The 24,489-nt window shown below is 74.3% G+C and carries 21 protein-coding genes and 1 pseudogene; 9 read left to right on the forward strand and 13 right to left on the reverse strand.

Annotated features, from left to right (window positions below; genetic code table 11):
* Positions 1-8 precede the first annotated feature (8 nt).
* Positions 9-923 carry a peptidoglycan recognition protein family protein gene (locus C1708_RS23660; protein ID WP_241911321.1) on the forward strand — a complete coding sequence of 305 codons (915 nt, stop codon included), beginning with the start codon at positions 9-11 and terminating at the stop codon, positions 921-923.
* A gap of 207 nt (positions 924-1,130) precedes the next feature.
* Here C1708_RS23660 and C1708_RS23665 read toward each other — a convergent pair.
* The 7 genes and pseudogenes from C1708_RS23665 to C1708_RS23695 form a co-directional block, all read right to left on the reverse strand.
* A pseudogene (locus C1708_RS23665) lies at positions 1,131-1,646 on the reverse strand (DUF4240 domain-containing protein); the annotation flags it as partial.
* A 136-nt stretch (positions 1,647-1,782) separates the two neighbouring features.
* Positions 1,783-2,769: a helix-turn-helix transcriptional regulator gene (locus C1708_RS23670; RefSeq protein ID WP_106414550.1), complete on the reverse strand. Its 987-nt coding sequence runs from the start codon at positions 2,767-2,769 to the stop codon at positions 1,783-1,785.
* A 73-nt stretch (positions 2,770-2,842) separates the two neighbouring features.
* A complete protein-coding gene (gene aceE, locus C1708_RS23675) occupies positions 2,843-5,545 on the reverse strand; it encodes a pyruvate dehydrogenase (acetyl-transferring), homodimeric type (RefSeq protein ID WP_106414551.1) in 2,703 nt (900 codons plus the stop codon).
* A gap of 319 nt (positions 5,546-5,864) precedes the next feature.
* A complete protein-coding gene (locus C1708_RS23680) occupies positions 5,865-6,488 on the reverse strand; it encodes a GntR family transcriptional regulator (RefSeq protein ID WP_106414552.1) in 624 nt (207 codons plus the stop codon).
* Between the two features lie 217 nt (positions 6,489-6,705).
* Entirely contained in the window at positions 6,706-8,565 is a 1,860-nt protein-coding gene (gene sucB / locus C1708_RS23685) for a 2-oxoglutarate dehydrogenase, E2 component, dihydrolipoamide succinyltransferase (protein WP_106414553.1), read from the reverse strand.
* A gap of 61 nt (positions 8,566-8,626) precedes the next feature.
* Complete coding sequence (gene lpdA, locus C1708_RS23690; protein ID WP_198602576.1) at positions 8,627-10,015, reverse strand: dihydrolipoyl dehydrogenase; 1,389 nt, start codon at positions 10,013-10,015, stop codon at positions 8,627-8,629.
* A gap of 226 nt (positions 10,016-10,241) precedes the next feature.
* On the reverse strand, positions 10,242-11,780 hold the full coding sequence (locus C1708_RS23695; protein WP_106414555.1) for a leucyl aminopeptidase: 1,539 nt from the start codon (positions 11,778-11,780) through the stop codon (positions 10,242-10,244).
* A 341-nt stretch (positions 11,781-12,121) separates the two neighbouring features.
* Here C1708_RS23695 and C1708_RS23700 point away from each other — a divergent pair, with 341 nt between their 5' ends.
* A complete protein-coding gene (locus C1708_RS23700) occupies positions 12,122-12,919 on the forward strand; it encodes an endo alpha-1,4 polygalactosaminidase (RefSeq protein ID WP_106414556.1) in 798 nt (265 codons plus the stop codon).
* Here the strand turns inward: C1708_RS23700 and C1708_RS23705 are convergent.
* The gene (locus C1708_RS23705) at positions 12,879-13,484 is read right to left on the reverse strand and encodes an RDD family protein (RefSeq protein ID WP_106414557.1); all 606 of its coding nucleotides are present in this window, start codon (positions 13,482-13,484) and stop codon (positions 12,879-12,881) included. The genes C1708_RS23700 and C1708_RS23705 overlap by 41 nt on opposite strands.
* Before the next feature lie 83 nt (positions 13,485-13,567).
* A complete protein-coding gene (locus tag C1708_RS23710; protein WP_106414558.1) occupies positions 13,568-14,359 on the reverse strand; it encodes an adenosylcobinamide-GDP ribazoletransferase in 792 nt (263 codons plus the stop codon).
* A 60-nt stretch (positions 14,360-14,419) separates the two neighbouring features.
* On the opposite strand from C1708_RS23710, the gene C1708_RS23715 reads away from it, so the two are divergent.
* The gene (locus tag C1708_RS23715) at positions 14,420-15,160 is read left to right on the forward strand and encodes a hypothetical protein (protein ID WP_106414559.1); all 741 of its coding nucleotides are present in this window, start codon (positions 14,420-14,422) and stop codon (positions 15,158-15,160) included.
* A gap of 174 nt (positions 15,161-15,334) precedes the next feature.
* Here the strand turns inward: C1708_RS23715 and cobT are convergent, their stop codons facing one another.
* Positions 15,335-16,399, reverse strand: coding sequence for a nicotinate-nucleotide--dimethylbenzimidazole phosphoribosyltransferase (cobT, locus tag C1708_RS23720; protein WP_106414560.1), 1,065 nt, complete (start codon positions 16,397-16,399; stop codon positions 15,335-15,337).
* A gap of 222 nt (positions 16,400-16,621) precedes the next feature.
* Here cobT and C1708_RS23725 point away from each other — a divergent pair, with 222 nt between their 5' ends.
* A complete protein-coding gene (locus tag C1708_RS23725) occupies positions 16,622-17,671 on the forward strand; it encodes a class I SAM-dependent methyltransferase (protein ID WP_106414561.1) in 1,050 nt (349 codons plus the stop codon).
* A gap of 222 nt (positions 17,672-17,893) precedes the next feature.
* On the opposite strand, the gene C1708_RS23730 is transcribed toward C1708_RS23725, so the two are convergent.
* Positions 17,894-19,093, reverse strand: coding sequence for a bifunctional adenosylcobinamide kinase/adenosylcobinamide-phosphate guanylyltransferase (locus C1708_RS23730; protein ID WP_106414562.1), 1,200 nt, complete (start codon positions 19,091-19,093; stop codon positions 17,894-17,896).
* Between the two features lie 116 nt (positions 19,094-19,209).
* Between C1708_RS23730 and C1708_RS23735 the strand changes: the two genes are divergently transcribed.
* Positions 19,210-19,458 (forward strand): hypothetical protein, encoded by a 249-nt coding sequence (locus C1708_RS23735; RefSeq protein WP_106414563.1) that lies wholly within the window; start codon positions 19,210-19,212, stop codon positions 19,456-19,458.
* Between the two features lie 68 nt (positions 19,459-19,526).
* Here C1708_RS23735 and C1708_RS23740 read toward each other — a convergent pair whose 3' ends face one another.
* Positions 19,527-20,204 carry a class I SAM-dependent methyltransferase gene (locus C1708_RS23740; protein ID WP_106416461.1) on the reverse strand — a complete coding sequence of 226 codons (678 nt, stop codon included), beginning with the start codon at positions 20,202-20,204 and terminating at the stop codon, positions 19,527-19,529.
* A gap of 86 nt (positions 20,205-20,290) precedes the next feature.
* Positions 20,291-20,929 carry a DUF3043 domain-containing protein gene (locus C1708_RS23745; RefSeq protein WP_198602739.1) on the reverse strand — a complete coding sequence of 213 codons (639 nt, stop codon included), beginning with the start codon at positions 20,927-20,929 and terminating at the stop codon, positions 20,291-20,293.
* Between the two features lie 256 nt (positions 20,930-21,185).
* On the opposite strand from C1708_RS23745, the gene C1708_RS23750 reads away from it, so the two are divergent.
* The 4 genes from C1708_RS23750 to C1708_RS23765 all read left to right on the forward strand — a co-directional run bounded on the left by C1708_RS23750 (position 21,186) and on the right by C1708_RS23765 (position 24,361).
* Positions 21,186-21,989 (forward strand): PspA/IM30 family protein, encoded by an 804-nt coding sequence (locus C1708_RS23750; RefSeq protein ID WP_106414565.1) that lies wholly within the window; start codon positions 21,186-21,188, stop codon positions 21,987-21,989.
* Between the two features lie 20 nt (positions 21,990-22,009).
* Positions 22,010-22,291: a PspA-associated protein PspAA gene (gene pspAA / locus C1708_RS23755; protein WP_106414566.1), complete on the forward strand. Its 282-nt coding sequence runs from the start codon at positions 22,010-22,012 to the stop codon at positions 22,289-22,291.
* Positions 22,292-22,401: 110 nt separating this feature from the next.
* Positions 22,402-23,625: a sensor histidine kinase gene (locus tag C1708_RS23760; protein ID WP_106414567.1), complete on the forward strand. Its 1,224-nt coding sequence runs from the start codon at positions 22,402-22,404 to the stop codon at positions 23,623-23,625.
* Between the two features lie 22 nt (positions 23,626-23,647).
* Complete coding sequence (locus C1708_RS23765) at positions 23,648-24,361, forward strand: response regulator (RefSeq protein ID WP_106414568.1); 714 nt, start codon at positions 23,648-23,650, stop codon at positions 24,359-24,361.
* The last annotated feature ends 128 nt before the right edge of the window (positions 24,362-24,489 follow it).

Consider the following 24,489-nt stretch of genomic DNA (forward strand, 5'->3'; position numbering starts at 1 on the left):
GTGAGACCATGCGTGTCCCCAGGAGACCGCGCGGCGCGCGGAAACCCCGCCCGCCCCGGATACCCGGCGGGCCCGGCCGCACGCGGCTGCCCCGGGCGGTCACCGCGCCCCTCGGCTTCGTCCCGGGCGCGGCCGCCGCCGTCGCGCTGGTGCTGAGCGCCCAGGGCGTGGAACGGGCCGCCGAGTCCGCCGCCCGGGCCGCCGCCCGTCCCGCGCCCGCCTTCCACGCGCCCCGGCCGGACATCGTGCCGCGCGCGGCATGGCTCGGCGACGCGGCCCGCGACCAGCCCCCGCCGCGCTACGACGACCAGGTCGTCGCCGTGTTCCTCCACCACACCGACTCGCCCAACGGGTACGACTGCGCCGACGCCCCCGGCATCATCCGGGCGCTGTACGAGGGGCAGACCCAGGGGCGGGACTGGGACGACCTCGGCTACAACTTCGTCGTCGACCGCTGCGGCACCGTCTACGAGGGCCGCGCGGGCGGCGCCGACCGTCCCGTCACCGGCGCCCACACCCAGGGCTTCAACCACCGCACCGCCGGCATCGCCGCCCTCGGCACCTTCACCGAGGGCACGGAGGTACCGGACGTGATGCTGCGCGCGATCGCCGCGGTGACCGCCTGGAAGCTCGGCCCCTCCGGCACCGACCCGCGCGCCGAGGTGCGGCTGGTCTCCAGCAACGGCGGCAGCCGGTACGCGGCCGGCACCACCGCCACCCTGCCCGCCGTCGCGGGGCACAGCGACGGCTACATGACCGACTGCCCGGGCGCCGCCCTGCACGCGCGGCTCCCGGAGATCAGGGACCTCGCGGCCCGTCTCCAGGGCCGCGACGCCGGAACCGGCCCCGGCCGGGACGCCGGCACCGACACACGACGCGTCACCGCGACGGACGACGCACGGAACGAAGAGCTGAGCCCATGAGCGACACCCCTGACCGAAGTACCACGTGGGCGGACGCCCTGCGCCGCCCCTGGACCGCGCTGTGCGCCGCGGCGGCCGTCGTCCTCGGACCCGCGGCCTCCACGGCCACCGCCCTCATGCAGGCCAACGCGGCCCCTCTGCGCCACGCGCCGAGCCCCCACCGGCGTCTGTGACCGGCGCCCGGCGTCCGCGCCCTGCGGCTCGGTCCCCGCGGAACCTCTCCCACAGCCGCGGGCAGCGCGCGGCGAGCAGCGCCTCGTCCTCGAGGTCGAGCGGCGTGCCCTCCGGCTCCGCCGGAGCCGGGGGGAGGCCGAGGTCGGGCATCACCAGCCCGGTGAGCTGCTCGTACGCCTCGTCGGCCGCGTAGCCGAGATCCTCGCCGTCGCCGTCGGTCTCCTCGTCGAAGTCGCCGAGCAGCCCGGCCAGCGCGTCCGGGTCGTGCAGCACGCCCTCGAACACCTCGCGGCCCTGGCCGATCAGCCAGCACCGGAAGAAGTCGAAGGCGTCGTCGCTCGCCCCGTCCAGCAGCACCCACGCGGCGCCCCACAGGTCCCAGCGGTAGGCACGCCGGTAGCGCGCCTCGAAGTGACGGGCGAAGTCCAGCACGGCCTCGGGGTCCAGCAGCACGAGCCGCTCCACGAGCAGATCGGCCTGCTCCCCGGGATCCCCCTCGGCGTCCTCCCGAGCCCCGTCCACCAACGCCCAGAACTCCGTCTCGTCCATCACGACAACCAGCATCGCCCCGCGCTCCTCCAGGGGCGCGGGGAACTGCGCAAACGGGGGTCCGGGGGCGAAGCCCCGGGGACGGGAGGGGGAGGGGCGGAGGGGGCGAACAAAACGAACGCGCGCCTCCGGCACCTCACTCCCGGTACAGCCGCACCGACCGCTCCGCCTCGGAGGCGAAGAACTCCCGCAACGACACCGGCTCCACCACCTCCACCTCCGCCCCCAGCGAAGCCAACTGCACCCGCGCCACCTCCTCCGACTCCACCGGCAGCTTCACGGTGACCCGCTCCCCGTCCCCCGGCTCCGCCACCCCCTCCAGCGCCTCCCGCGCCGACAGGGGGTCCACCGCGTACGGCAGCCTCCGCATCCCCTCCGCCGTCAGCCGCACCACCACGTCCGCCCGCAGGATCGACCGCGCGAACTGCTCCGCCCGCTCCTCCCAGAACGCGGGCAACTCGAAGTCCTCCGCCCGCTCGAACCGCTCCTCGCCCGGCTCCACCGCCGTGAACCGGTCGATCCGGTACACCCGGAAGGAGTCCCGCCCCGCGACCCGCGCGCACAGGTACCAGACGCCCGCCTTCAGCACGAGCCCGTACGGCTCCAGCTCCCGCTCCACCTCGCGCCGTCGCCCGCCCGCCCCGCGCCGGTAGCGGGCGGTGATGCGCCGGTCGTCCCACACCGCGTCCGCCACGACCGGCAGCAGCTCCGGCGTCTCCGGCTCGCGGAACCAGTTCGGCGCGTCCAGGTGGAACCGCTGCGCGGCCGTCCGGGAGGCGTCCCGCAGCGACGGCAGCAGCGCGGCGGACACCTTCAGCCGGGCCGCCGAGGCCACGTCCTCCAGGCCCATCTCGCGCAGCGCGCCCGGCACCCCGGACAGGAACAGCGCCTCCGCCTCGCTGCGGGCCAGCCCCGTCAGCCGGGTCCGGTACCCGCCGACCAGCCGGTAGCCGCCGATCCGCCCCCGGTCCGCGTACACCGGCACGCCCGCCTCGGACAGGGCCTGCGCGTCCCGGGTGACCGTCCGCTCCGACACCTCCAGCTCCCGGGCCAGTTCGGCGGCGGTCATGGAGGGCCGGGACTGCAGCAGCAGCACCATCTTGATCAATCGGGCAGCACGCATGCGCCCATCATGCAAGAGGCCCCCGCCGCCCCGCGCGCACGCGTGACGACGGGGGCTCCCCGCGATCCGGGTTCTACAGGCCGTACTTCTCCCGGGCCTCCTTCACCGCGGTGGCCTGCACCTCGCCGCGGCGGGCGAGCTGGGCCAGGGCCGCGACGACGATGGACTCGGCGTCCACGCCGAAGTGGCGGCGGGCCGCCTCACGGGTGTCCGACAGACCGAAGCCGTCGGCGCCGAGCGAGGTGTAGTCCTGCTCGACCCACTGCGCGATCTGGTCCGGGACCTGGCGCATGTAGTCGGACACCGCCAGCACCGGGCCGTCGGCGCCCTGGAGCGCCTGCCGGACGTACGGCACCCGCTCCTCGCCGCGCAGCAGGGCCTCGTCGGCCTCCATCGCGTCGCGCCGCAGCTCGGTCCACGAGGTGGCGGACCACACGTCGGCGGCCACGCCCCACTCCTCGGCGAGCATCGCCTGCGCCTTCAGCGCCCAGTGGATCGCCGTGCCGGAGCCCAGCAGCTGGATGCGCGGGGCGTTGGCGGCGGGGGACAGGCCCGCGGACTCCGCCGTGTTGAAGCGGTACAGGCCCTTGACGATGCCCTCGTCGATGCCGTCCGCCTGCGGCTTCGCGGGCTGCGGCAGCGGCTCGTTGTAGACGGTCAGGTAGTAGAAGACGTCCTGGTCCTCGCCCGGCTTCGCCTCGCCGAACATCCGGCGCAGACCCTCCTTGACGATGACCGCGATCTCGTACGCGAACGCCGGGTCGTACGTCAGGGCGGCCGGGTTGGTCGCCGCGATGACGGGGGAGTGGCCGTCGGCGTGCTGGAGGCCCTCACCGGTCAGCGTGGTGCGGCCCGCGGTGGCGCCGACCAGGAAGCCGCGGCCGAGCTGGTCGCCGAGCTGCCACATCTGGTCACCGGTGCGCTGCCAGCCGAACATCGAGTAGTAGATGTAGAACGGGATCATCGTCTCGCCGTGCGTCGCGTACGACGTCGAGGCGGCGATGAACTCGGCCATGGCGCCGGCCTCGGTGATCCCCTCGTTGAAGATCTGGCCGTTCTTGGCTTCCTTGTAGTACATCAGCTGGTCACGGTCGACCGGCTCGTACGTCTGGCCCATCGGCGAGTAGATGCCGAGGGACGGGAAGAGGCTCTCCATGCCGAAGGTGCGCGCCTCGTCGGGGACGATCGGCACCCAGCGCCTGCCGGTCTCCTTGTCGCGGACCAGGTCCTTGACCAGGCGGACGAACGCCATCGTGGTGGCCACGTTCTGCGAGCCGGAGCCCTTGTCGAAGGCGGTGAACGCCTTGTCGGCAGGCTGCGGCAGCGGCGCGACCGGGTGCACCCGGCGGGCCGGGGCGGGACCGCCGAGGGCGGCGCGGCGCTCCTGGAGGTAGCGGACCTCGGGGGAGTCGGCGCCCGGGTGCGCGTAGGGCACCACGCCGTCGGTGAACCGGGAGTCCGGGATCGGCAGCTCCAGGCGGTCGCGCATCGCCTTGAACTCGTCCACCGTCAGCTTCTTCATCTGGTGGTTGGCGTTCTTCGAGGCGAAGCCCTCACCGAGGGTGTGGCCCTTGACGGTCTGCGCCAGGATCACGGTCGGCGCGCCCTTGTGGGAGAGCGCGGCCCTGTACGCGGCGTACACCTTGCGGGGCTCGTGGCCGCCGCGGGAGACGTGGAAGCACTCCAGGATCTTGTCGTCGCTGAGCAGCTTCGCCATCTCGACGAGCGCCGGGTCCTTGCCGAAGAAGTCCTCGCGGATGTAGGCGGCGTCACGCGTCTGGTACGTCTGCACCTGCGCGTCCGGCACCTCGCGGAGGCGGCGGACCAGGGCGCCCGTGGTGTCGAGCCGGAACAGCTCGTCCCAGGCGGTGCCCCACAGCGTCTTGATGACGTTCCAGCCGGCGCCGCGGAACTGGGCCTCCAGCTCCTGCACGATCTTGAAGTTGGCGCGGACCGGGCCGTCGAGGCGCTGCAGGTTGCAGTTGACGACGAAGGTCAGGTTGTCCAGCTGCTCGCGGGCGGCCAGGGTGAGCGCGGTCGTCGACTCGGGCTCGTCCATCTCGCCGTCGCCGAGGAACGCCCACACGTGGGAGTCGGAGACGTCCTTGATGCCGCGGTTGGTCAGGTAGCGGTTGAAGCGCGCCTGATAGATCGCGGAGATCGGGCCGAGGCCCATCGACACGGTGGGGAACTCCCACAGCCAGGGCAGGCGCCGCGGGTGCGGGTAGGACGGCAGACCGTTGCCGCCGGCCTCGCGGCGGAAGTTGTCGAGCTGCTCCTCGCTGATCCGGCCGTCGAGGAAGGCGCGGGCGTAGATGCCGGGGGAGGCGTGGCCCTGGATGTAGAGCTGGTCGCCGGAGCCGTCCCCCTCCTTGCCGCGGAAGAAGTGGTTGAAGCCGGTCTCGTAGAGCCACGCGGCCGAGGCGAAGGTGGCGATGTGGCCGCCGACGCCGTACTTGCTGCCACGGGTCACCATCGCCGCCGCGTTCCAGCGGTTCCAGGCGGTGATGCGCTGCTCCATCGCCTCGTCGCCGTCCACGGCGGGCTCGGCCGCGGTGGGGATGGTGTTGACGTAGTCGGTCTCGAGCAGCTTGGGCAGCGCGACGCCGGCGCCCTCGGCACGCTCCAGCGTACGGCGCATCAGGTACGCGGCACGGTGCGGCCCGGCCGCCGCGGCAACGGCGTCCAGGGAGGCCTGCCACTCGGCGGTCTCCTCGGGGTCGCGGTCCGGGAGCTGGTCGAGCTCGCTCGGCTGGATGGCGTTGGGGTCGGTCATGTCGCCGCCTTCCTCAGTCGAAGGGGGTGCCCTCAAAGGGTTCGGGGGTGCCCTTGGTCTTTGGCAGGACAGGGCTGTGGACTTCGGTGGAAGTCCGCAGGCGACAATAACTCCGTGATCGATGATCGATCAAAGGGTTGAGGGGCAAAATCTCTTGATCTGGAGAAAGTCGGCACGGGGTGCCTTCGGCGGTGGCACGCGGTGACGGCGATGCGGCGGGTCCGCGCAGGTGAGAGGGGTGTCGCGCGTGGGAGCGCGGGGCCCGCAGGCGGGACGACCGCGGGCCGGTGGAGCCGACCGCGCAGTTCCCCGCGCCCCTTCAGGCGCGGGGCGCGCACCCCAGTACGTGCGACTTGACCAGTTCCGCGATGCGCGGGTCGCGGCGGCGGAACGCCGCGACCAGTTCCTCGTGCTCCTCCGCGTAGGACTGCTGCACGGTGCCCAGCCACCGTATCGACAGCGCCGTGAACACCTCGATCCCCAGCCCCTCCCACGTGTGCAGCAGCACCGAGTTCCCCGCCGCCCGCACCAGCTCCCGGTGGAACGCCACCGTGTGCCGCACCTGCGCGGTCCCGTCGGACAGCCGGTCCGCCTCGTACAGCGCGGCCACGTGCGGCTCCAGCGCCGAGCAGTCCTCCGCCAGCCGCCCCGCCGCCAGCTCCGCCGCGATCGCCTCCAGACCGGCCCGGACCGGGTAGCTCTCCTCCAGGTCGGCCGCGGTCAGGTTCCGCACCCGCACGCCCTTGTTCGGCGCCGACTCGATCAGCCGCAGCGACTCCAGCTCGCGCAGCGCCTCCCGCACGGGCGTCTGGCTGACCTCCAGCTCGGTCGCGATGCGCCGCTCCACGATCCGCTCGCCCGGCTTCCAGCGCCCGCTGATGATCCCTTCCAGGATGTGCTCGCGGATCTGTTCGCGCAGCGAGTGGACGACGGGCGCGGTCATGACGGGCTCCTTAGCGGGGCCCGCGGGCCCCCGGGGGGCTTTGACGAATAGACAATACGGCCGGGAACCCGCCCGGGTGGGGCGCGCGGGGGCGCTCTCGCCCAGGTGAGACGAGACTTACACGCCCCATGTGACGGTGCCCCCGCCCGGAAGCCGCGAGGGCTTCCGGACGGGGGCACCGAGGGACCTGATCAGCGGTCCGTGGTCACCGCCCGGTTCACAGACCGAGCTCGACCTCGAACTCGCCGGCCTCCAGGATCGCCTTGACCGCCGTCAGGTAACGGGCCGCGTCGGCGCCGTCCACCAGGCGGTGGTCGTAGGAGAGGGTCAGGTAGGTCATGTCGCGGACGCCGATGACCGTGCCCTCCTCGGTCTCGATGACGGCCGGACGCTTGACCGTGGCGCCGATGCCGAGGATCGCGACCTGGCCCGGCGGCACGATGATCGTGTCGAAGAGCGCGCCGCGCGACCCGGTGTTGGAGATGGTGAAGGTCGCGCCGGACAGCTCGTCCGGGGTGATCTTGTTGCCGCGGACCTTGCCCGCCAGCTCCGCCGTGGCCTTGGCGATGCCGGCGATGTTGAGGCCGCCGGCGTTCTTGATGACCGGGGTCATCAGGCCCTTCTCGGAGTCCACCGCGATACCGATGTTCTCGGTGTCGAAGTAGGTGATGGTTCCCTCGGCCTCGTTGATCTTGGCGTTGATGACCGGGTGGGCCTTCAGCGCCTGGGCCGCGGCCTTGACGAAGAACGGCATCGGGGAGAGCTTGACGCCCTCGCGCGCCGCGAACGCGTCCTTGGCCCGGGCGCGCAGCTTCATCAGACGGGTGACGTCGACCTCGACGACCGAGGACAGCTGGGCCTGCTCGTGCAGGGCCTTGACCATGTTGTCGCCGATGACCTTGCGGATCCGCGGCATCTTCACGGTCTGGCCGCGCAGCGGGGACGCCTCCAGCGCCGGGGCCTTCTTCGAGGCGGCCGGAGCGGCGGCGGCCGGGGCCGGCGCGGCGGCCTTGGCCGCCTCGGCGGCGGCGAGCACGTCCTGCTTGCGGATGCGGCCGCCGACGCCGGTGCCCTTGACGGTGGACAGGTCGACGCCGTTCTCGGCGGCGAGCTTGCGCACCAGCGGGGTCACGTAGGCGCCGTCGTCCGAGCCCTTGGCGGCGGCCGGGGCCTCAGCCGCGGGAGCCTGCGGGGCCGGAGCCGCCGGAGCCGGGGCGGGAGCGGCCGGCTGCGGAGCCGGAGCCGGGGCGGCCTGCTGCGGAGCCGGGGCCGGGGCGGGGGCGGCCGGCTGCGGGGCCGGAGCCGCCTGCTGCGGGGCCGGAGCCGCCTGCTGCGGGGCCGGAGCCGGCGTGGGCTCCGGAGCCGGGGCCGGCTCGGGCTGCGCGGGGGCCGGCTCGGGCTGCGCCGGGGCGGCCGGGGCCTCCTGGGCGGGGGCGGCGGCCGGAGCGGCGCCGGCCTCGCCGATGACGGCGAGCTTCGCGCCGACCTCGGCGGTCTCGTCCTCGCCGACCACGATCTCCAGCAGGGTGCCGGACGCGGGGGCGGGGATCTCGGTGTCGACCTTGTCGGTGGACACCTCGAGCAGCGGCTCGTCGGCCTCGACGGTGTCGCCCACCGACTTCAGCCAGCGGGTGACGGTGCCCTCGGTGACGGACTCGCCGAGCGCCGGCAGGACCACGTCGGTGCCCTGCGCGGAACCGCCGCCGGACGAGGCCTCGGCGGTGGGCGCCGGGGCCGGGGCGGTCTGCTCGGTGGACGGCTGGGCCTGCGGCTCCGGCGCGGGGGCCGGCGGGGCCGCCTGCTCGGCGGCGGGCGCCTCGGCGGCGGCGGGGGCGCCGCTGCCGTCGTCGATCAGGGCCAGCTCGGCGCCGACCTCGACCGTCTCGTCCTCGGCGACCTTGATGGAGGACAGCACGCCGGAGGCGGGGGCCGGGATCTCGGTGTCGACCTTGTCGGTGGACACCTCGAGCAGCGGCTCGTCGGCCTCGACGCGCTCGCCCTCGGCCTTCAGCCAGCGGGTGACAGTGCCCTCGGTGACGCTCTCGCCGAGCGCCGGAAGGGTTACGGAAACCGCCATGGTTTCGGTTGCTCCTTAGAAGTGCGGAAGTCTGTGTCGTCGCGCCCGGTGACTGAGGGCGTCAGTCGTGGGAGTGGAGGGGCTTGCCGGCCAGGGCCAGGTGGGCCTCGCCGAGCGCCTCGTTCTGCGTCGGGTGGGCGTGGATGAGCTGGGCCACCTCGGCCGGCAGCGCCTCCCAGTTGTAGATCAGCTGGGCCTCGCCGACCTGCTCGCCCATACGGTCGCCGACCATGTGGACGCCGACCACCGCACCGTCCTTGACCTGGACGAGCTTGATCTCGCCCGCGGTCTTCAGGATCTTGCTCCTGCCGTTGCCCGCCAGGTTGTACTTCAGAGCGACGACCTTGTCCGCGCCGTAGATCTCCTTGGCCTTGGCCTCGGTGATGCCGACGGAGGCGACCTCCGGGTGGCAGTACGTCACCCGCGGGACACCGTCGTAGTCGATCGGGACGGTCTTCAGACCGGCCAGCCGCTCCGCGACCAGGATGCCCTCGGCGAAGCCGACGTGCGCGAGCTGGAGCGTCGGGACGAGGTCGCCGACGGCGGAGATCGTCGGGACGTTCGTCCGCATGTACTCGTCGACCAGGACGTAGCCGCGGTCCATCGCGACCCCGGCCTCCTCGTAGCCCAGGCCCTGCGAGACCGGGCCGCGGCCGACGGCGACGAGCAGGACCTCGGCCTCGAACTCCTTGCCGTCCGCCAGGGTGACCTTGACACCGTCCTGGGTGTACTCGGCCTTCTCGAAGAAGGTGCCCAGGTTGAACTTGATGCCGCGCTTGCGGAACGCGCGCTCGAGCAGCTTGGAGCTGTTCTCGTCCTCGACCGGGACGAGGTGCTTCATGCCCTCGATGATCGTGACGTCGGTGCCGAACGACTTCCACGCGGACGCGAACTCGACCCCGATGACGCCGCCGCCCAGGACGATCGCGGACTTGGGCACGCGGTCCAGGACCAGGGCGTGGTCGGAGGAGATGATCCGGTCGCCGTCGATCTCCAGGCCCGGCAGCGACTTCGGCACGGAGCCGGTCGCCAGCAGGACGTGGCGGCCCTGGACGCGCTGGCCGTTCACGTCGACGGAGGTGGGGGAGGACAGCCGGCCCTCGCCCTCGATGTAGGTGACCTTGCGGGAGGCGATCAGCCCCTGGAGACCCTTGTACAGGCCGGCGATGACGTCGTCCTTGTACTTGTGGACGGCCGCGATGTCGATGCCCTCGAAGGTGGCCTTCACACCGAACTGCTCGCTCTCGCGGGCCTGGTCGGCGATCTCACCCGCGTGCAGCAGGGCCTTGGTGGGGATGCATCCGTTGTGCAGGCAGGTACCGCCGACCTTGCCCTTCTCGATCAGGGCGACGTCCAGGCCCAGCTGCGCCCCGCGCAGGGCCGCGGCGTACCCACCGCTGCCACCGCCGAGGATCACTAGGTCGAAAACGGTGCTGGCGTCGTTCGCCACGTCACGTCCTCCATGCATTGCGCCACGCCGGTCTCCAGTGACCGGTCGGCGGCTGGTGTCCGGCCGCTCTATGTTCTCGGCCCTTGTGTGGGGCCCTGTCCTGCCGAGCCCTATCCTCGCACTTGTCGGGGCCGTACGAGACGCCGGGCCGTGGTGTGAGACGTCCCACTCCCCGGTGACGGGGCCCCGTCGCACCCGCGCACGAGGCCCGTCACCCGAAGACGCGTCAGCTCAGCTCGCCGGCGGCGGCCCGCTCCGCCAGCCGCACCAGCGTGCGCACCGCGCTGCCCGTCCCGCCCTTGGGCGTGTAGCCGAAGGGACCGCCCTCGTTGAAGGCCGGGCCCGCGATGTCGAGGTGGGCCCAGGTGATGCCCTCGCCGACGAACTCGCGCAGGAACAGGCCGGCGACCAGGCCGCCGCCCATCCGCTCGCCCATGTTGGCGATGTCGGCGGTCGCCGACTCCATGCCCTTGCGCAGGTGCTCCGGCAGCGGCATCGGCCAGGCCGGCTCGCCCGCCTCCTCGGCGGCCTCGTGCACCGCGGCGCGGAAGTCGTCGTCGTTGGCCATGATGCCGAAGGTGCGGCTGCCCAGCGCCAGCATCATGGCGCCGGTCAGGGTCGCCACGTCCACGATGGCGTCCGGCTTCTCCTGCGAGGCCGCCCACAGCGCGTCCGCCAGGACCAGCCGGCCCTCGGCGTCGGTGTTGAGCACCTCGACGGTCTTGCCGCTGTACATGCGCAGCACGTCGCCCGGGCGGGTCGCCGAGCCGGAGGGCATGTTCTCGGCCAGCGCCAGCCAGCCGGTGACGTTGACCTCCAGACCGAGGCGGGCGGCGGCGACGACCGCGGCGAACACGGCGGCGGCGCCGCTCATGTCGCACTTCATCGTCTCGTTGTGGCCGGCCGGCTTGAGGGAGATGCCGCCCGAGTCGTAGGTGATGCCCTTGCCGACCAGGGCGAGGTGCTTCTTCGCCTTGGACGAGGTGTACGACAGCTTCACCAGGCGCGGACCCGAGGCGGAGCCGGCGCCGACGCCGAGGATGCCGCCGTAGCCGCCCTTGGCGAGGGCCTTCTCGTCGAGCACCTGCACCTTGATGCCGTGCTCCTTGGCCACCGCCTGGGCGACCGCCGCGAACGCCTCGGGGTTGAGGTCGTTCGGCGGGGTGTTGATCAGGTCGCGGGCGCGGTTGAGCTCCTCGGACACGGCGACGGCGCGCTCGAGGGCCGCCTTGAACGCCTTGTCGCGGGACTTGCCGCCGAGCAGCACGGCCTCGGCGAGCGGGCCCTTGCCGTTCTTGCCGCTCTTCGCGTCGCCCTTGTCCTTGTACGCGTCGAAGGAGTACGCGCCGAGCAGCACGCCCTCGGCGACCGCGCCGGCGTCGGCGGCGGCCGCCACGGGCAGCGCGAACGCGGCCTTCCTGGTGCCGGCGAGGGCACGGGCGGCGACGCCGGCCGCCTTGCGGAGCGCCTCGGCGTCGTAGCCGGAGCCCTCCTCGGGCCGGGCGCCGAGGCCCACCGCCACCACGAGCGGCGCCTTGAGGCCGGCCGGCGCGGGGAGCTTGGTCACCTCGCCCTCGGCACCGGACGCGCCGAGGGTCTCCAGAACACCGGCCAGGTTGCCGTCGTACGCCTGGTCCACGGCCTCGGCGCCCGGTGCGACGACGGGTCCCCCGGGCTTGGACGCGGAGCCCTTGGCGACACCGATCACGATCGCGTCGGCGCGCAGGCCGGCGACCGCGGCGGTGCTGAGAGTCAGAGCAGTCACGGTGGTGAATTCTCGCTTCCGATGTGAAGTTTCAGTGGCCGAAGGGTGTGGGTCGACCGGGCCCGGCAGCCGACCCTAATCGTGACGTCCGGGTGCGGTCCCGTCGGGGCCTCCCCCGGTGCGGCGAACACTCGGCTCCGAGCCTACGCGCGTGTGCGCCCGCTCTCATGGCCGGTGCGCACCCGCCCCGGCGCGGCGGGTGCGCACCGGCGGGCCGGGAACGCCCCGTGCCGGCCGTGCGGTGTCCGGATAGGGACCCGGGGTGCGGACGGCTGAGCGATCATGGGGGTGCCGCCGCGCCGCCGGGGCGCGGACGGCCGTGAGCCCTGAGGGAGCGTCCGGTGAGAAGAGCGCGTGCGGTGGCCGTCCTGCTGGCCCTGGTGCTGACGGGGTGTGCCGGGGGTTCCGGCGGCGCGGACGCGGAGCCGTCGCCGTCGGGGGACCGGTGGCGGCCGCGGCCCGGCGTCGCCTGGCAATGGCAGCTCAGCGGCCGCCTGGACACTGCCGTCGACGTCCCGGTGTACGACATCGACGGCTTCGACCACTCGGCGCAGACGGTCGCCCGACTGCACCGCGACGGCCGCAAGGTCATCTGCTACCTGTCCACCGGCGCCTGGGAGGACTTCCGCCCGGACGCGGACGGCTTCCCGGAGTCGGTGCTCGGCCGGGGCAACGGCTGGGAGGGCGAGCGCTGGCTCGACATCCGCCGCACCGACGTCCTCGAGCCGCTGATGGCCGAACGCCTCGGCATGTGCCGCGACAAGGGCTTCGACGCGGTGGAGCCGGACAACATGGACGGCTACCGCGACCGCACCGGCTTCCCGCTCACCGCCGCCGACCAGCTCCGTTACAACCGGCTGATCGCCCGCCTCGCGCACGAGCGCGGCATGGCCGTGGGCCTGAAGAACGACCTGGACCAGATCCCGGACCTGGTCGGTGACTTCGACTTCGCGGTGAACGAGCAGCGCGCCCAGTACGACGAGTGCGAGGAGCTCACCCCGTTCGTCGAGGCGGACAAGGCCGTCTTCCACGCCGAGTACGAACTGCCCACCGACCGCTTCTGCGCCGACTCCCGCCGCCTGAAGCTGAGTTCGCTGCTCAAGAGGTACGAGCTCGACGCGTGGCGGCGAACCTGCTGAGCTCCACGGAGGCCACCGAGGTGCCGGCCGCCCGGTCGGCGAGGGAGCGCCGCCGCGCGCCCAGCACCGGCAGCGCGTTCAGCAGGAACAGCACCACCGCGACCAGCCACACCAGCACCGACAGCAGGATCTCGCCCTCGAGCAGCAGCACACAGGCCACCGCGTACACGGCGACGTCCGTGGCGGTCGTCACCGCCGCGCGCAGCGCCGCCCGGCGGGGCGTGCGCGGGGTGACCTTCAGCCCGGTGAGGGCCTTGCCGGCGGTCCGCCCGGCCAGGGCGAGGCACGCCCACTGGTAGAGGAAGGCGGCGAGGGCCAGCAGCCCGAACGCCTGCCGCACGTACCCCACCGACGTGTCCCACAGCGACGTGCCCAGACCGGCGGAGGCGTCCAGCACGTCCCCGCGCGAGGTGAGCAGGTCGAAGCCGCCGCGCGCGGCCAGTCCGGGCACGTCGGTCACCAGGGCGGAGATCCGGTTGAAGGTGAGCACCGCCAGCAGCGAGGCCAGCCCCGCCACCAGCGCGAAGTCGATCGCCCAGGCCGTGGCACGACGCAATGCCGGCATCAACGCCCCCCGTCCGTCCGCCGATCCGCCCCCACAGGCTAGCGGCGGGGCCGGTGTGCTCCCAGGGGGACGCGGAGATCGTTTCAGGCCAGTGACACGACGACGAGCGCGGTCGTCGCCGCCGTCTCCGCGACCCCGCCGAACACGTCGCCGGTCACCCCGCCGAACCGCCGGACGCAGCGCCGCAGCAGCAGTTCGGCCACGCCGGCCGCCACCGCCACCGCGAGCCCGGCGCGCAGCGCGTCGTACGCCCCGAGGGCCGCGCCCGCGCCCGCGAGCAGCCCCGTCGTCAGGACCGCGGTGACCACCGCGCCCCGCACCGGCACCACTCCCGCGACCGTCGCGCCCAGCCCCTCCGGCCGGGCGGCCGGCACACCGGTGCGCGCGGCCAGGGTGAGGGCGAGCCGCGCCGCGACCGCCGACACCACGGCGGCCAGCGCGCCCCGCGCCCAGGAACCGCCGTACGCCTGCGCCAGCGCGGCCACCTGCGCCAGCAGGACGAGCACCAGGGTGAGCACCCCGAAGGGGCCGATGTCCGACTGCTTCATGATCCGCAGCGCGTCCCCGGCGGGCTTGCCGCTGCCCAGCCCGTCGGCGGTGTCGGCCAGCCCGTCCAGGTGCAGCCCCCGGGTCAGCACGGCCGGCACGGCGACGGAGGCCACGGCGGCGAGCAGCGGCCCCGCCCCGAGGAACAGCAGCACCAGTCCCGCCGCGGCGGCCACGCCGCCCACCGCCAGGCCGACCGCGGGCGCGCAGAGCATGCCCGTCCGCGCGGCCGGACGGTCCCAGCGGGTGAGCCGGGCCGGGAGCACGGTGAGGGTGCCGAAGGCGAAGCGGAGGCCGTCGGCGGGGGAGGCGGGGGAGGGCTCGGGCACCGGCGCAGATTACCCGGAGGTCAGCAGGGCGCCGCCCACGGCCGTGCATAAAGTACGCATATGGGACAGTGGCTGGAGCGGAACATCATCGAGCCGGGCAAGCTCCCGCTGCTCCTCGCGCTGACGGCCTTCGTCCTCACCTTCGTGATCACCCGGATCGTCACCCGGCTGATCCGGGCCGGCAGAGGTCCCTTCGGCAACGTCACCGCGGGCTCGGTGCACATCCACCACGTGGTGCCCGGCGTCATCCTCACCGTCGTCGGCGGCTTCGGCGCGGTGGCGAGCGGGGAGCGCGGCCTCGGCCCGTACCTCAGCGCGGTGCTCTTCGGCATCGGCGCGGGGCTCGTGCTCGACGAGTTCGCGCTGATCCTCCACCTGGACGACGTGTACTGGTCCGAGGCCGGACGCAGGAGCGTGGAGATGGTGGCGCTGACGGCGGCGCTGGTCGTCCTGCTGCTGGCCGGGTTCGCGCCGTTCGGCGTCAACGACCTCTCCCAGGAGGAACTGCAGAACCGCGCGGGCGCGCTGACCGGCCTCGCCGTCAACTTCGGCTTCGCGCTGATCGCCCTGAGCAAGGGCAAGGTGCGCCTCGCGGTCTTCGGGGTGATCGTCCCGGTCGTGGCGCTCATCGGCTCCCTGCGGCTGGCCCGCCCAGGATCCCCGTGGGCCAAGCGCTTCTACCGCCACCGTCACCGGGCCAGAGCGAAGGCCCTCCTGCGCGCCTACCGCCACGACCGCCGCTGGTCCCGCCCCGCCCGGGCCGTCGGGGACTGGCTGGGCGGCAAACCGGACCGCCCCTGAACAGGGGCGCGGGGAACCGCGCGAAGCGGCGGACCAGGCCCACCCCGCCCTTCCGGGACGCGGGAGGTGACGCCTCCCCGGGGGGCGGGGAACCGCGCGAGGGGGTCCGGGGCGCGGCCGCGGGGACGGGAAGGGGCGGCGGGGGCGAAGAGAGGAAACGCCCCCGGGCCCGCCTCACTCGCCCTCGGCGGCCTCCTGCCGCACAGGCAGCTCCGCCGCCAGAACCCCCGCGGCCCGCACCAACGGCAGCGCCAGCAACGCCCCCGCGCCCTCCCCCACACGGACCCCCTCCGCCAGCAACGGCTCCAACGCCATCCGGTCCAGCGCCTTCGCCTGCCCCGGCTCCCCGCTCACGTGCGACGCCAGCCACCAGTCCGGCGCCCGGAACGCCACCCGCTGCGCCACCAGCGCACACGCCGCCGTCACCACCCCGTCCAGCAGCACCGGCAGCTTCCGCACCGCGCTCTGCAGCAGGAACCCGGTCATCGCGGTGAGGTCCGCCCCGCCCACCGTCGCCAGCAGCCGCAGCTGGTCGCCCAGCACCGGCCGCGCCCGGCGCAACGCGTCCCGGATCGCCGCGCACTTGCGCATCCAGGCCAGGTCGTCGATCGCCAGGCCGCCGCGCCCGGTCACCACCGACGCGTCCGTCCCGCACAGCGCCGCCACCAGCACACCCGCCGCGGTCGTGCCGCCGACGCTGACGTCGCCCAGCACCACCAGATCCGTACCGGAGTCGGCCTCCTCGTCCGCCACGGCCATCCCCGCGCGGAACGCCGCCTCGGCCTCCTCCGGGGTCAGCGCGTCCTCGACGTCGATGCGCCCGCTGCCGCGCCGCACCCGGTGGCGCACGACGTCCTCGGGGAGCGACGCCGGGTCGCAGTCCAGGGACATGTCGACCACCCGCACCGGCACATCCAGCTGCCGCGCCAGCACCGAGACCGGGCGGGCGCCCTCCAGCACGTCCCGCACCAGCTCCGCGGCGGTGCCCGCGGGACGCGCGGAGACCTCCAGCTCCGCGATCCCGTGGTCGCCCGCGAACAGCACCACCCGCGGCCGCTCCACCGGCCGCACCGGCACCGCGGACTGCGCCGCGGCCAGCCACTCGCCCAGGTCGTCCAGGCGGCCCAGCGACCCGGGCGGCACCACCAGGCGGGACCGGTGCTCCTCGGCGTCGCGGCGCACCCCGCCGTCCGGACGCTCGATCAGATCGGTGAAGTCCTCGAGATTAAGCGAGCTCATTCGCCGAACAGTACCGGCCCCCGTCGAACACCCCGGAGCGCCGGTCACCCCCGCGTTCGCGCCCTCACCCCCACCACGCCACCCCGGCGGTGATCCACCCCGCGAGGCCCTCCCGTACGTAACGTTTTGCCCGGGGATGCCGGAGATCCCTCCGTCCGTCCCCGACCGTCCCCGCACGTCGCGCCACCCGCGTGCCGTACGCCCTCACGCCGGGAGCCGCCCATGTCCGCCACCTCCCCCGACACCGCGTTCCCCGCCCCGCACGGCTCCGCCCGGGTGCACGAGCCGCGCCGCCCGGACTGCCCCTGGTGCGGTTCCGCACGGCTGCGCACCCGGCTGAGAACGGGGGACCTGCGCCGGCACCGGCCCGGACTGTTCACCGTCGACGAGTGCCGCGACTGCGGGCACACCTTCCAGAACCCCCGGCTCACCCCCGAGGGCCTGGCCTTCTACCGGCGGGCGGTGCGCGGCGCCCCCCGCGACCCCGCCACCGAGCGGGTCCTCGCCCTGCACGCCGTACGCCACCGCCGCCGCGCCGCCGCCCGCGCGATGCTGCCCTTCGGCGAACCGGAGAGCTGGCTGGACGTCGGCACCGGGCTCGCCCGCTTCCCGGACACCGCGCGGGAGTTCTTCCCGTACACGGCGTTCGACGGCACCGACCTCACCGCGCGCGTGGAGCGGGCCCGTGAGCTCGGCCGGGTCGAGGAGGCGCACGTCGGGCCGCTGACCGACCCCGCGCTGCGGGCCCGGCTGGCCGGCCGCTACGACGTGGTCAGCCTGCTGCACCACCTGGAGCGCACCACCGACCCGCGCGCCGAACTGCACGCCGCCCTCGACGCCCTGCGCCCCGGCGGACACCTGCTGATCGAGACGCTCGACCCGCGCTGCGCGTACGCCGCCCTGTTCGGCCGCTGGTGGCTGCCCTACGACCAGCCGCGCCGCCTGCACCTGCTGCCCCGCCGCAACCTCCGCGAGGAACTCGAGGCGCGCGACTGCGAGATCGTCACCGCCGGCCATCGCGCCGCCCACGTGCCGCACGACCTGGCCGGCCTCGCCGCCCTCGCCCTCTCCCACGCCCTCCCCGCCCCGGACACCCCCTGGCGGGCCGTCCCGCCGTCCCCGGGCCGGCAACGCCTGCGCACGGTCCTCCTCCGCGCCGGCACCCCCCTGGTGATCGCGGCAGCGGCGACGGACCTGGCCCTGTCCCCCCTGATCCGCCACAGCCCGTTCGCCAACACGTACCGCGTGATCGCCCACAAGCCGAAGCGGTGACCGGCCGGCCGTGCCACGGTCCGGGGCCCAGGGACTGCCGGGCCGGTGCCGGATGCCCCGCCCGAGATCCCCGCCCCTGGGGCCGAGCGGCCCGCCGCCGCGCCGTCCGCGCGAGCCGGGACCGCCGGCCGCGGGCCGGTGCCGGATGACCGGCGGGAGAGGGCGTGGCGGCGAGCCGACGGCCGTCCGCCCGCCCGGGCGGGACGCCGGCGACCCGCCGCCTCACCCGCGCAGCACCAGCGCCTGTCCCGCCACCACCAGCAGTACCTGCTCGCACTCCCGGGCGAACGCCGCGTTCAGGCGGCCCAGTTCGTCGCGGTAACGGCGGCCGGAGGCGGTGGCGGGGACGATGCCCGAGCCGACCTCGTTGGAGACCGCGACCACCGTGCGGCCGGTCTCGCGGACCGCGTCCGTCAGGGCCCGCACCCGGTCCCGCAGGGCGCGCTCGCCGCCGTCCGCCCACTCCGCGTCGTCCCACGCGCCCACCGCGTCCATCGCGTCCGTCAGCCACAGCGACAGGCAGTCGACCAGGAGCGGCGGACCGTCGTCCCCGAGCAGCGGCACCAGGTCGCAGGTCTCCACGGTCCGCCAGGACCCCGGCCGCCGCTCCTGGTGCGCGGACACCCGCGCCGCCCACTCGGTGTCCCCGTTGCGCGAGCCGCCGGTCGCCACGTACAGCACCTCGGGGAAGGACTCCAGGCGCCGCTCCGCCTCCACCGACTTGCCCGACCGCGCCCCGCCCAGCACGAGCGTGCGCCGCGGCACGTCGGGCACGTCCTCGCAGGCGCCGACCTCCAGCGTGGTCCCGTCCGGCACGGCGCGCGCCCCCGCCGCCGCGAGCCGGCGCCGTACCTCGCCGCCCGGCGGCACGTCGTGGTCCAGGTGCGCGGCGATCACGTCCGTGGCCGGCGCCACCGCGCCCGCCTCCCGCAGCCGCGCCAGCGCGTCCGGGCGGCCCACGACGTCCAGCACCACCGTCGCGTACGGCTCGGCCGGCGTCTCAAGACCGGCCGGGGCGCCGCCCGGCGGCAGGTACAGCAGCCGCTGCCCGTCCGGGCCGGTCACCGCGTACCCGGTGCCGGGCGCGTCCAGCGCGACCGCCCGCACCCGGTGCCCGGTCAGCAGCGTCAGCTCCCGTCCGTCCGGCACCCGGCCCGGCTGCGGCAGCCCGGCCGGCACCTCCACCGCGGGGCCGTCGTGCGGGTGCGACAGCAGCACCTGGCGCACTCCGCCCAGCGAACGCCCCGCACGGGCCGCGGCGAAGGCCGCGCCGGGGGTCAGGTCGAGCAGCAGCGCGCCGTCCACCAGCAGCGCGGTGGCCGCCCGCGCGTCCGGTCCGAGCGCGCACGCGCACGCCGCGCAGGGACAGTCGGGGCGGGGCAGTCCCGCCGGGGCGCCGGTGCCGAGCAGAGTCAGTTCCACGCCCCGATTCTCGCCTTTCCCCACAGCCGATGCCCGTCCGACTACGCTCTTGGTCAGGAGCCGGACCAAGATCCGGCTTCTGCTGTGCAGTGAGCTCACACGCTTGGGAGGCGTACATGGCGGCATGGACGTGGCGGTTCGAGAAGGCCGACGGGACGCAGGTCGAGCCCGCGGTGCCGCCGGAGGAGTTCTCCACGCAGGGGGACGCCGAGTCCTGGATCGGGGAGAACTGGAAGGCCCTCCTGGAGGGCGGCGCCGACCAGGTGCGGCTGCTGGAGGACGACACCGAGATCTACGGCCCGATGAGCCTCCACGCGGACGGGACGACGGCGGCGGAGACCGGGAGCGCCGACGAAGGGGCGTGAGCCGAGGCCACCCGGGCTGAGGTCACCGGAGTCGGGGCGTCCGGGCTGAGGCGTCCGGGGCTGGGACCTCAGCCCCGGACCCCGCACAGGTGCAGCAGCGCGGCGACCCCCCGGTACGGGTCCGTCCGCCCGGCCCGGTCCTCGACCGCCAGCACCGCGTCCAGGTCGTCCGGCAGCACCACGTCGTCCGCCACCGTGTCCGTGAAGATCCGCACGCCGTACCAGGTGTGCAGCGGCGCCCCGATCCCCGCGAGGGTCGACGTCAGCCGCTTCAGCCCGAACGACGCCGTCGGCGGGCAGAACGCCGCCAGCGCGCCCGCCCAGTCGCCGGACAGCCCCGCCCGCATCGCCGCCGCGTCGCCGTTGCGCACGAGCAGTGACAGCATCCCGCCGGGCGCCAGCATCCGGGCCACCCCCGCGAGCAGCGCGTCCGGCTCCTCCACGTCGCCCGTGAGCACGCCATGACAGAGCACGACGTCGAAGCTGCCCGGCAGGAAGTGCACCCCGGTGTCCCCGGCGTGACCCTCGATGATCCGCATCCGCTCCCGGATGCCCTCGGGCTCCCCGGCGAACGTCTCCCGGGCGGCCGCGATCGACGCGGCGTCCTGCTCGACGCCCGTCACCTGATGGCCGGCCCGGGCCAGCCGCAGCGCCTGCGCGCCCCGGCCCATGCCCACGTCGAGCACCCGCAGCCGCTTCCCGACCGGGAAGCGGCCGACTATCTGCTCCTCCAGCTGGCGGGCCACCAGCTCCTCACGGACGACGTCACGCAGCCGGCCCGGCCCGCTCACCGGACCGGGCACCGCCGTGCCGTGCGCGAACGGGGTGGTGCTCAGGGCCGCTCCCCGCGCTTCACCTGGGGCTTGGGCAGCCGCAGCCGGCGCATCTGGAGCGTGCGCATCAGCGCGTAGGCGACCGCGCCGCGCCGCTTCTCGTCCGGGAAGCGCTCGGCGAGCGTCTTCTTCAGCCGGAAGCCCGTCACGACCGAGTCGAGCACGATCACCGCGATGACGACCAGCCACAGCAGCAGCGCGACGTTCTGCAGCTGCGGCACCGGCACCATGCTCAGCACGAGGATGACCACGGCCAGCGGCAGGAACCACTCGGCGATGTGGAAGCCCGAGTCCACGTAGTCACGGGCGAACCGGCGCACCGGGCCCTTGTCGCGCACGGGCAGGTACCGCTCGTCGCCGCTGGCCAGCGCCTGACGCTGACGCTCCAGTGCGGCACGGCGCTCCTCGCGCTGACGCTTGGCGGCCTCCTTGCGCGACATCGTCGTGCTGGCCACGCTGCGGCGCTGCGACTGGGCCACGCTGCGCTTGGGTGTGGGGCGGCCCTTGGGGGCCTCGGGATGACGGGGCTGATGGGAGTCGGTCACCGTCGCCTTGTCGGCGACCGGTGCCTTCTCTTCCTTGGCGCGGCTACGGAACACAAAACCCAAGGGTACGGGGTGGCCGGGGTTGGACCACAGCCCCGCGGGGAACGATCCGGCAACACCGGACGTCTCTCCTAGGACAGATGGGGACGTAGCGGGGGTCTCCGGGACGGCCGGCGGCCGCCACCCGGGAACCACCTACTCCCTGCGCCGGATCAGGAGGGTACTCAGTCGTCCTTGGGGATGAGCGCATCAGTCCCCGGACAGTGCGGTAATGGATGCAGGGCCCGTACTGTGGGTTCTGTCGCAGTCACTGGAGCTGGAGTCCGTCAGAAGGGGGCGCGCGAAGCCCATGAGCGGTGTCATGAAGCGTATGGGGATGATCTTCCGCGCGAAGGCGAACAAGGCCCTTGACCGGGCCGAGGACCCGCGCGAGACCCTCGATTACTCGTATCAGAAGCAGCTGGAGCTGCTCCAGAAGGTCCGCCGCGGTGTCGCCGACGTGGCGACCAGCCGCAAGCGCCTGGAGCTCCAGCTCAACCAGCTCCAGTCCCAGTCGGGGAAGCTGGAGGACCAGGGGCGCAAGGCGCTCGCGCTCGGCCGCGAGGACCTGGCGCGCGAGGCCCTCTCCCGCCGCGCCGCGCTCCAGCAGCAGGTGACCGACCTGGAGACGCAGCACGCCACGCTCCAGGGCGAGGAGGAGAAGCTGACGCTGGCCGCGCAGCGGCTCCAGGCCAAGGTGGACGCCTTCCGCACCAAGAAGGAGACCATCAAGGCCACCTACACCGCCGCCCAGGCGCAGACCCGGATCGGTGAGGCCTTCTCCGGCATCTCCGAGGAGATGGGCGACGTCGGCCTGGCCATCCAGCGCGCCGAGGACAAGACCGCCCAGCTCCAGGCGCGGGCCGGCGCGATCGACGAACTGCTCGCCTCCGGCGCCCTCGACGACCCGTCCGGCATGCACAAGGACGACATCCAGGCCGAGCTGGACCGCCTCTCCGGCGGCACGGACGTGGAGCTCGAACTGCAGCGCATGAAGGCCGAACTGGCCGGCGGCGGCTCCGGCGACCGCCAGGCCCTGGAGGGCGGCCAGGAGCAGGCGCAGCCGCAGGCCCAGCAGCAGCCGCAGGACACCCCGCGCTTCGACAAGCAGTAGCCCACGCCGAGGAGGGCGACATGATCGTACGGATCATGGGGGAGGGGCAGGTGACGCTGGCGGAGAGCCGGCTCCCCGAGCTGGACGAGCTGGACGAGGAACTGCTCGCCGAGATGGAGAACGGCGACGGGCCCGGCTTCCGCGCGACGCTGCGGGCACTGCTGGACAAGGTGCACGAGCTGGGCGAGCCGGTGCCGGACGACTCCCTGGAGCCGTCCGACCTCATCCTCCCGTCCCCCGACGCCACCCTCGAGGAGGTCCGTGACCTCCTCACCGACGACGGCCTCGTCCCGGGGACCTGAGGCGTCCCCGGGACCACCCGGTCCGATCGTCCGCGAGAAGGCCGTCCGCAGAGAGGGGGGGGACCGGGGCCGCGCCGCACGGGCGTCCGCTCCGGTCACCGCAACCAGCCGTGAGCACCCTGACACGCGCCCGGCGCCGGGCGCGGGCCCACCCGGCCGCCATGGACACGGCGCTGGCCGCCAGCGTCCTGCTGTGCATGGTCGCCGGGTCCTTCGTCGACCCGCACGGCCCCGAAGGGGTCCGCTGGGGCCTGCGCACCCCGGACGCGCTCAGCCTGGTCCTGATGACGCTCGGGGCCGCCGCGCTCGTCCTCCGGCGCCGCGCGCCCCGCACGGTGCTCGGTGTGTCCGGCGGCCTCTCCGTCGTCGAGTCCGTCACCGGCGACCCCCGCGCCCCCGTCGCCATGTGCGCGGTCGTCGCCCTCTACACGGTGGCCGCCTCCACCGACCGCCCCACCACCTGGCGGCTCGGTCTGCTCACCACGACCGTCCTCACCGGCACCGCGATGGCCGCCGGACCCCTGCCCTGGTACGCCCAGGAGAACCTGGCGATCCTCGCCTGGACCGGCATCGGCGCCACCGCGGGGGACGCCGTCCGCAGCCGCCGCGCGTTCGTCCGGGCCATCCGGGAGCGCGCCGAACGGGCCGAACGCACCCGCGAGGAGGAGGCCCGCCGCCGGGTCGCCGAGGAGCGCCTGCGCATCGCCCGCGACCTGCACGACGTGGTCGCCCACCACATCGCCCTGGTCAACGTCCAGGCCGGGGTCGCCGCCCACGTCATGGACAAGCGGCCCGACCAGGCCAAGGAGGCCCTCGCCCACGTCCGTGCGGCCAGCCGCCACGCGCTCGGCGAACTGCGCGCCACCGTCGGCCTGCTGCGCCAGTCCGGCGACCCCGAGGCGCCCACCGAGCCCGCCCCCGGCCTCGACCGCCTCGACGAGCTCGCCGCCACCTTCCGCAACGCCGGACTCCGCGTCGAGGTGGCCCGCGCCGACCAGGGCACCGAACTGCCCGCCGCCGTCGGCCTGGCCGCGTACCGGATCGTCCAGGAGGCGCTGACCAACGTGCAGAAGCACGCCGGGACCGGCGCGCGCGCCGAGGTCAGCGTCGTACGCGTCGGACCGCACATCGAGGTCACCGTGCTCGACGACGGCGGCGACGAGGGCCACGCCCCCACCCCCGGCGGCGGGCACGGACTGCTCGGCATGCGCGAACGCGTCACCGCGCTGCGCGGCACCCTCACCACCGGCCCCCGCTACGGCGGCGGCTTCCGCGTGCATGCGATCCTTCCCGTCGAGCCCCGCACCTCCGCCGCCCCCGGCAGCCGCCCGTGACCGACGCCCCGCTGGAGCCCGCATGACGATCCGCGTCCTGCTCGCCGACGACCAGGCACTGCTGCGCAGCGCCTTCCGCGTCCTGGTCGACTCCGAGCCGGACATGGAGGTGGTGGGCGAGGCGTCCGACGGCGCCGAGGCCGTCCGGCTGGCGCGCGAACACCGGCCCGACGTGGTCCTCATGGACATCCGCATGCCCGGCACCGACGGGCTCGCCGCCACCCGCGAGATCAGCTCCGACCCCGCGCTCGACGGGGTGCGGGTGGTGATACTGACGACCTTCGAGGTCGACGAGCACGTGGTCCAGTCGCTGCGGGCCGGCGCCTCCGGCTTCCTCGGCAAGGGCTCCGAGCCCGGCGAGATGCTCCACGCGGTCCGCGTCGCCGCCGGGGGCGAGGCACTGCTGTCCCCGCAGGCCACCAAGGGCCTGATCGCCCGCTTCCTCGCCCAGGAGGGCCCGCCCGGCCCCGACCGCGACCCGGAGCGCGCCGAGCGGCTGGACTCGCTCACCGTGCGCGAGCGGGAGGTGCTGGTGCAGGTCGCCGGCGGCCACTCCAACGACGAGATCGCCGAACGCCTCGAGGTCAGCCCGCTCACCGTGAAGACCCACGTCAACCGCGCCATGGCCAAGCTGGGCGCCCGCGACCGGGCCCAACTCGTGGTGATCGCCTACGAGTCCGGGCTGGTCCGTCCGAGGACGGACCGGGCACAGCCGGGTGTACTGCGCCCGGAGTAGGCGCCGCGTGAAGATATCGGACCTCGGGACCACGGATCGGCCCCGGGCCATGCCCCAGGGTGTAGAGCGGGCCGCTCGCTGTGCGCGCGCCCGTCTGCCGGACTTTCGCCGCTCCACGGAAAAGAGAC

This window comes from Streptomyces sp. DH-12, from assembly GCF_002899455.1.
In the GTDB taxonomy this organism is placed as follows: domain Bacteria; phylum Actinomycetota; class Actinomycetes; order Streptomycetales; family Streptomycetaceae; genus Streptomyces.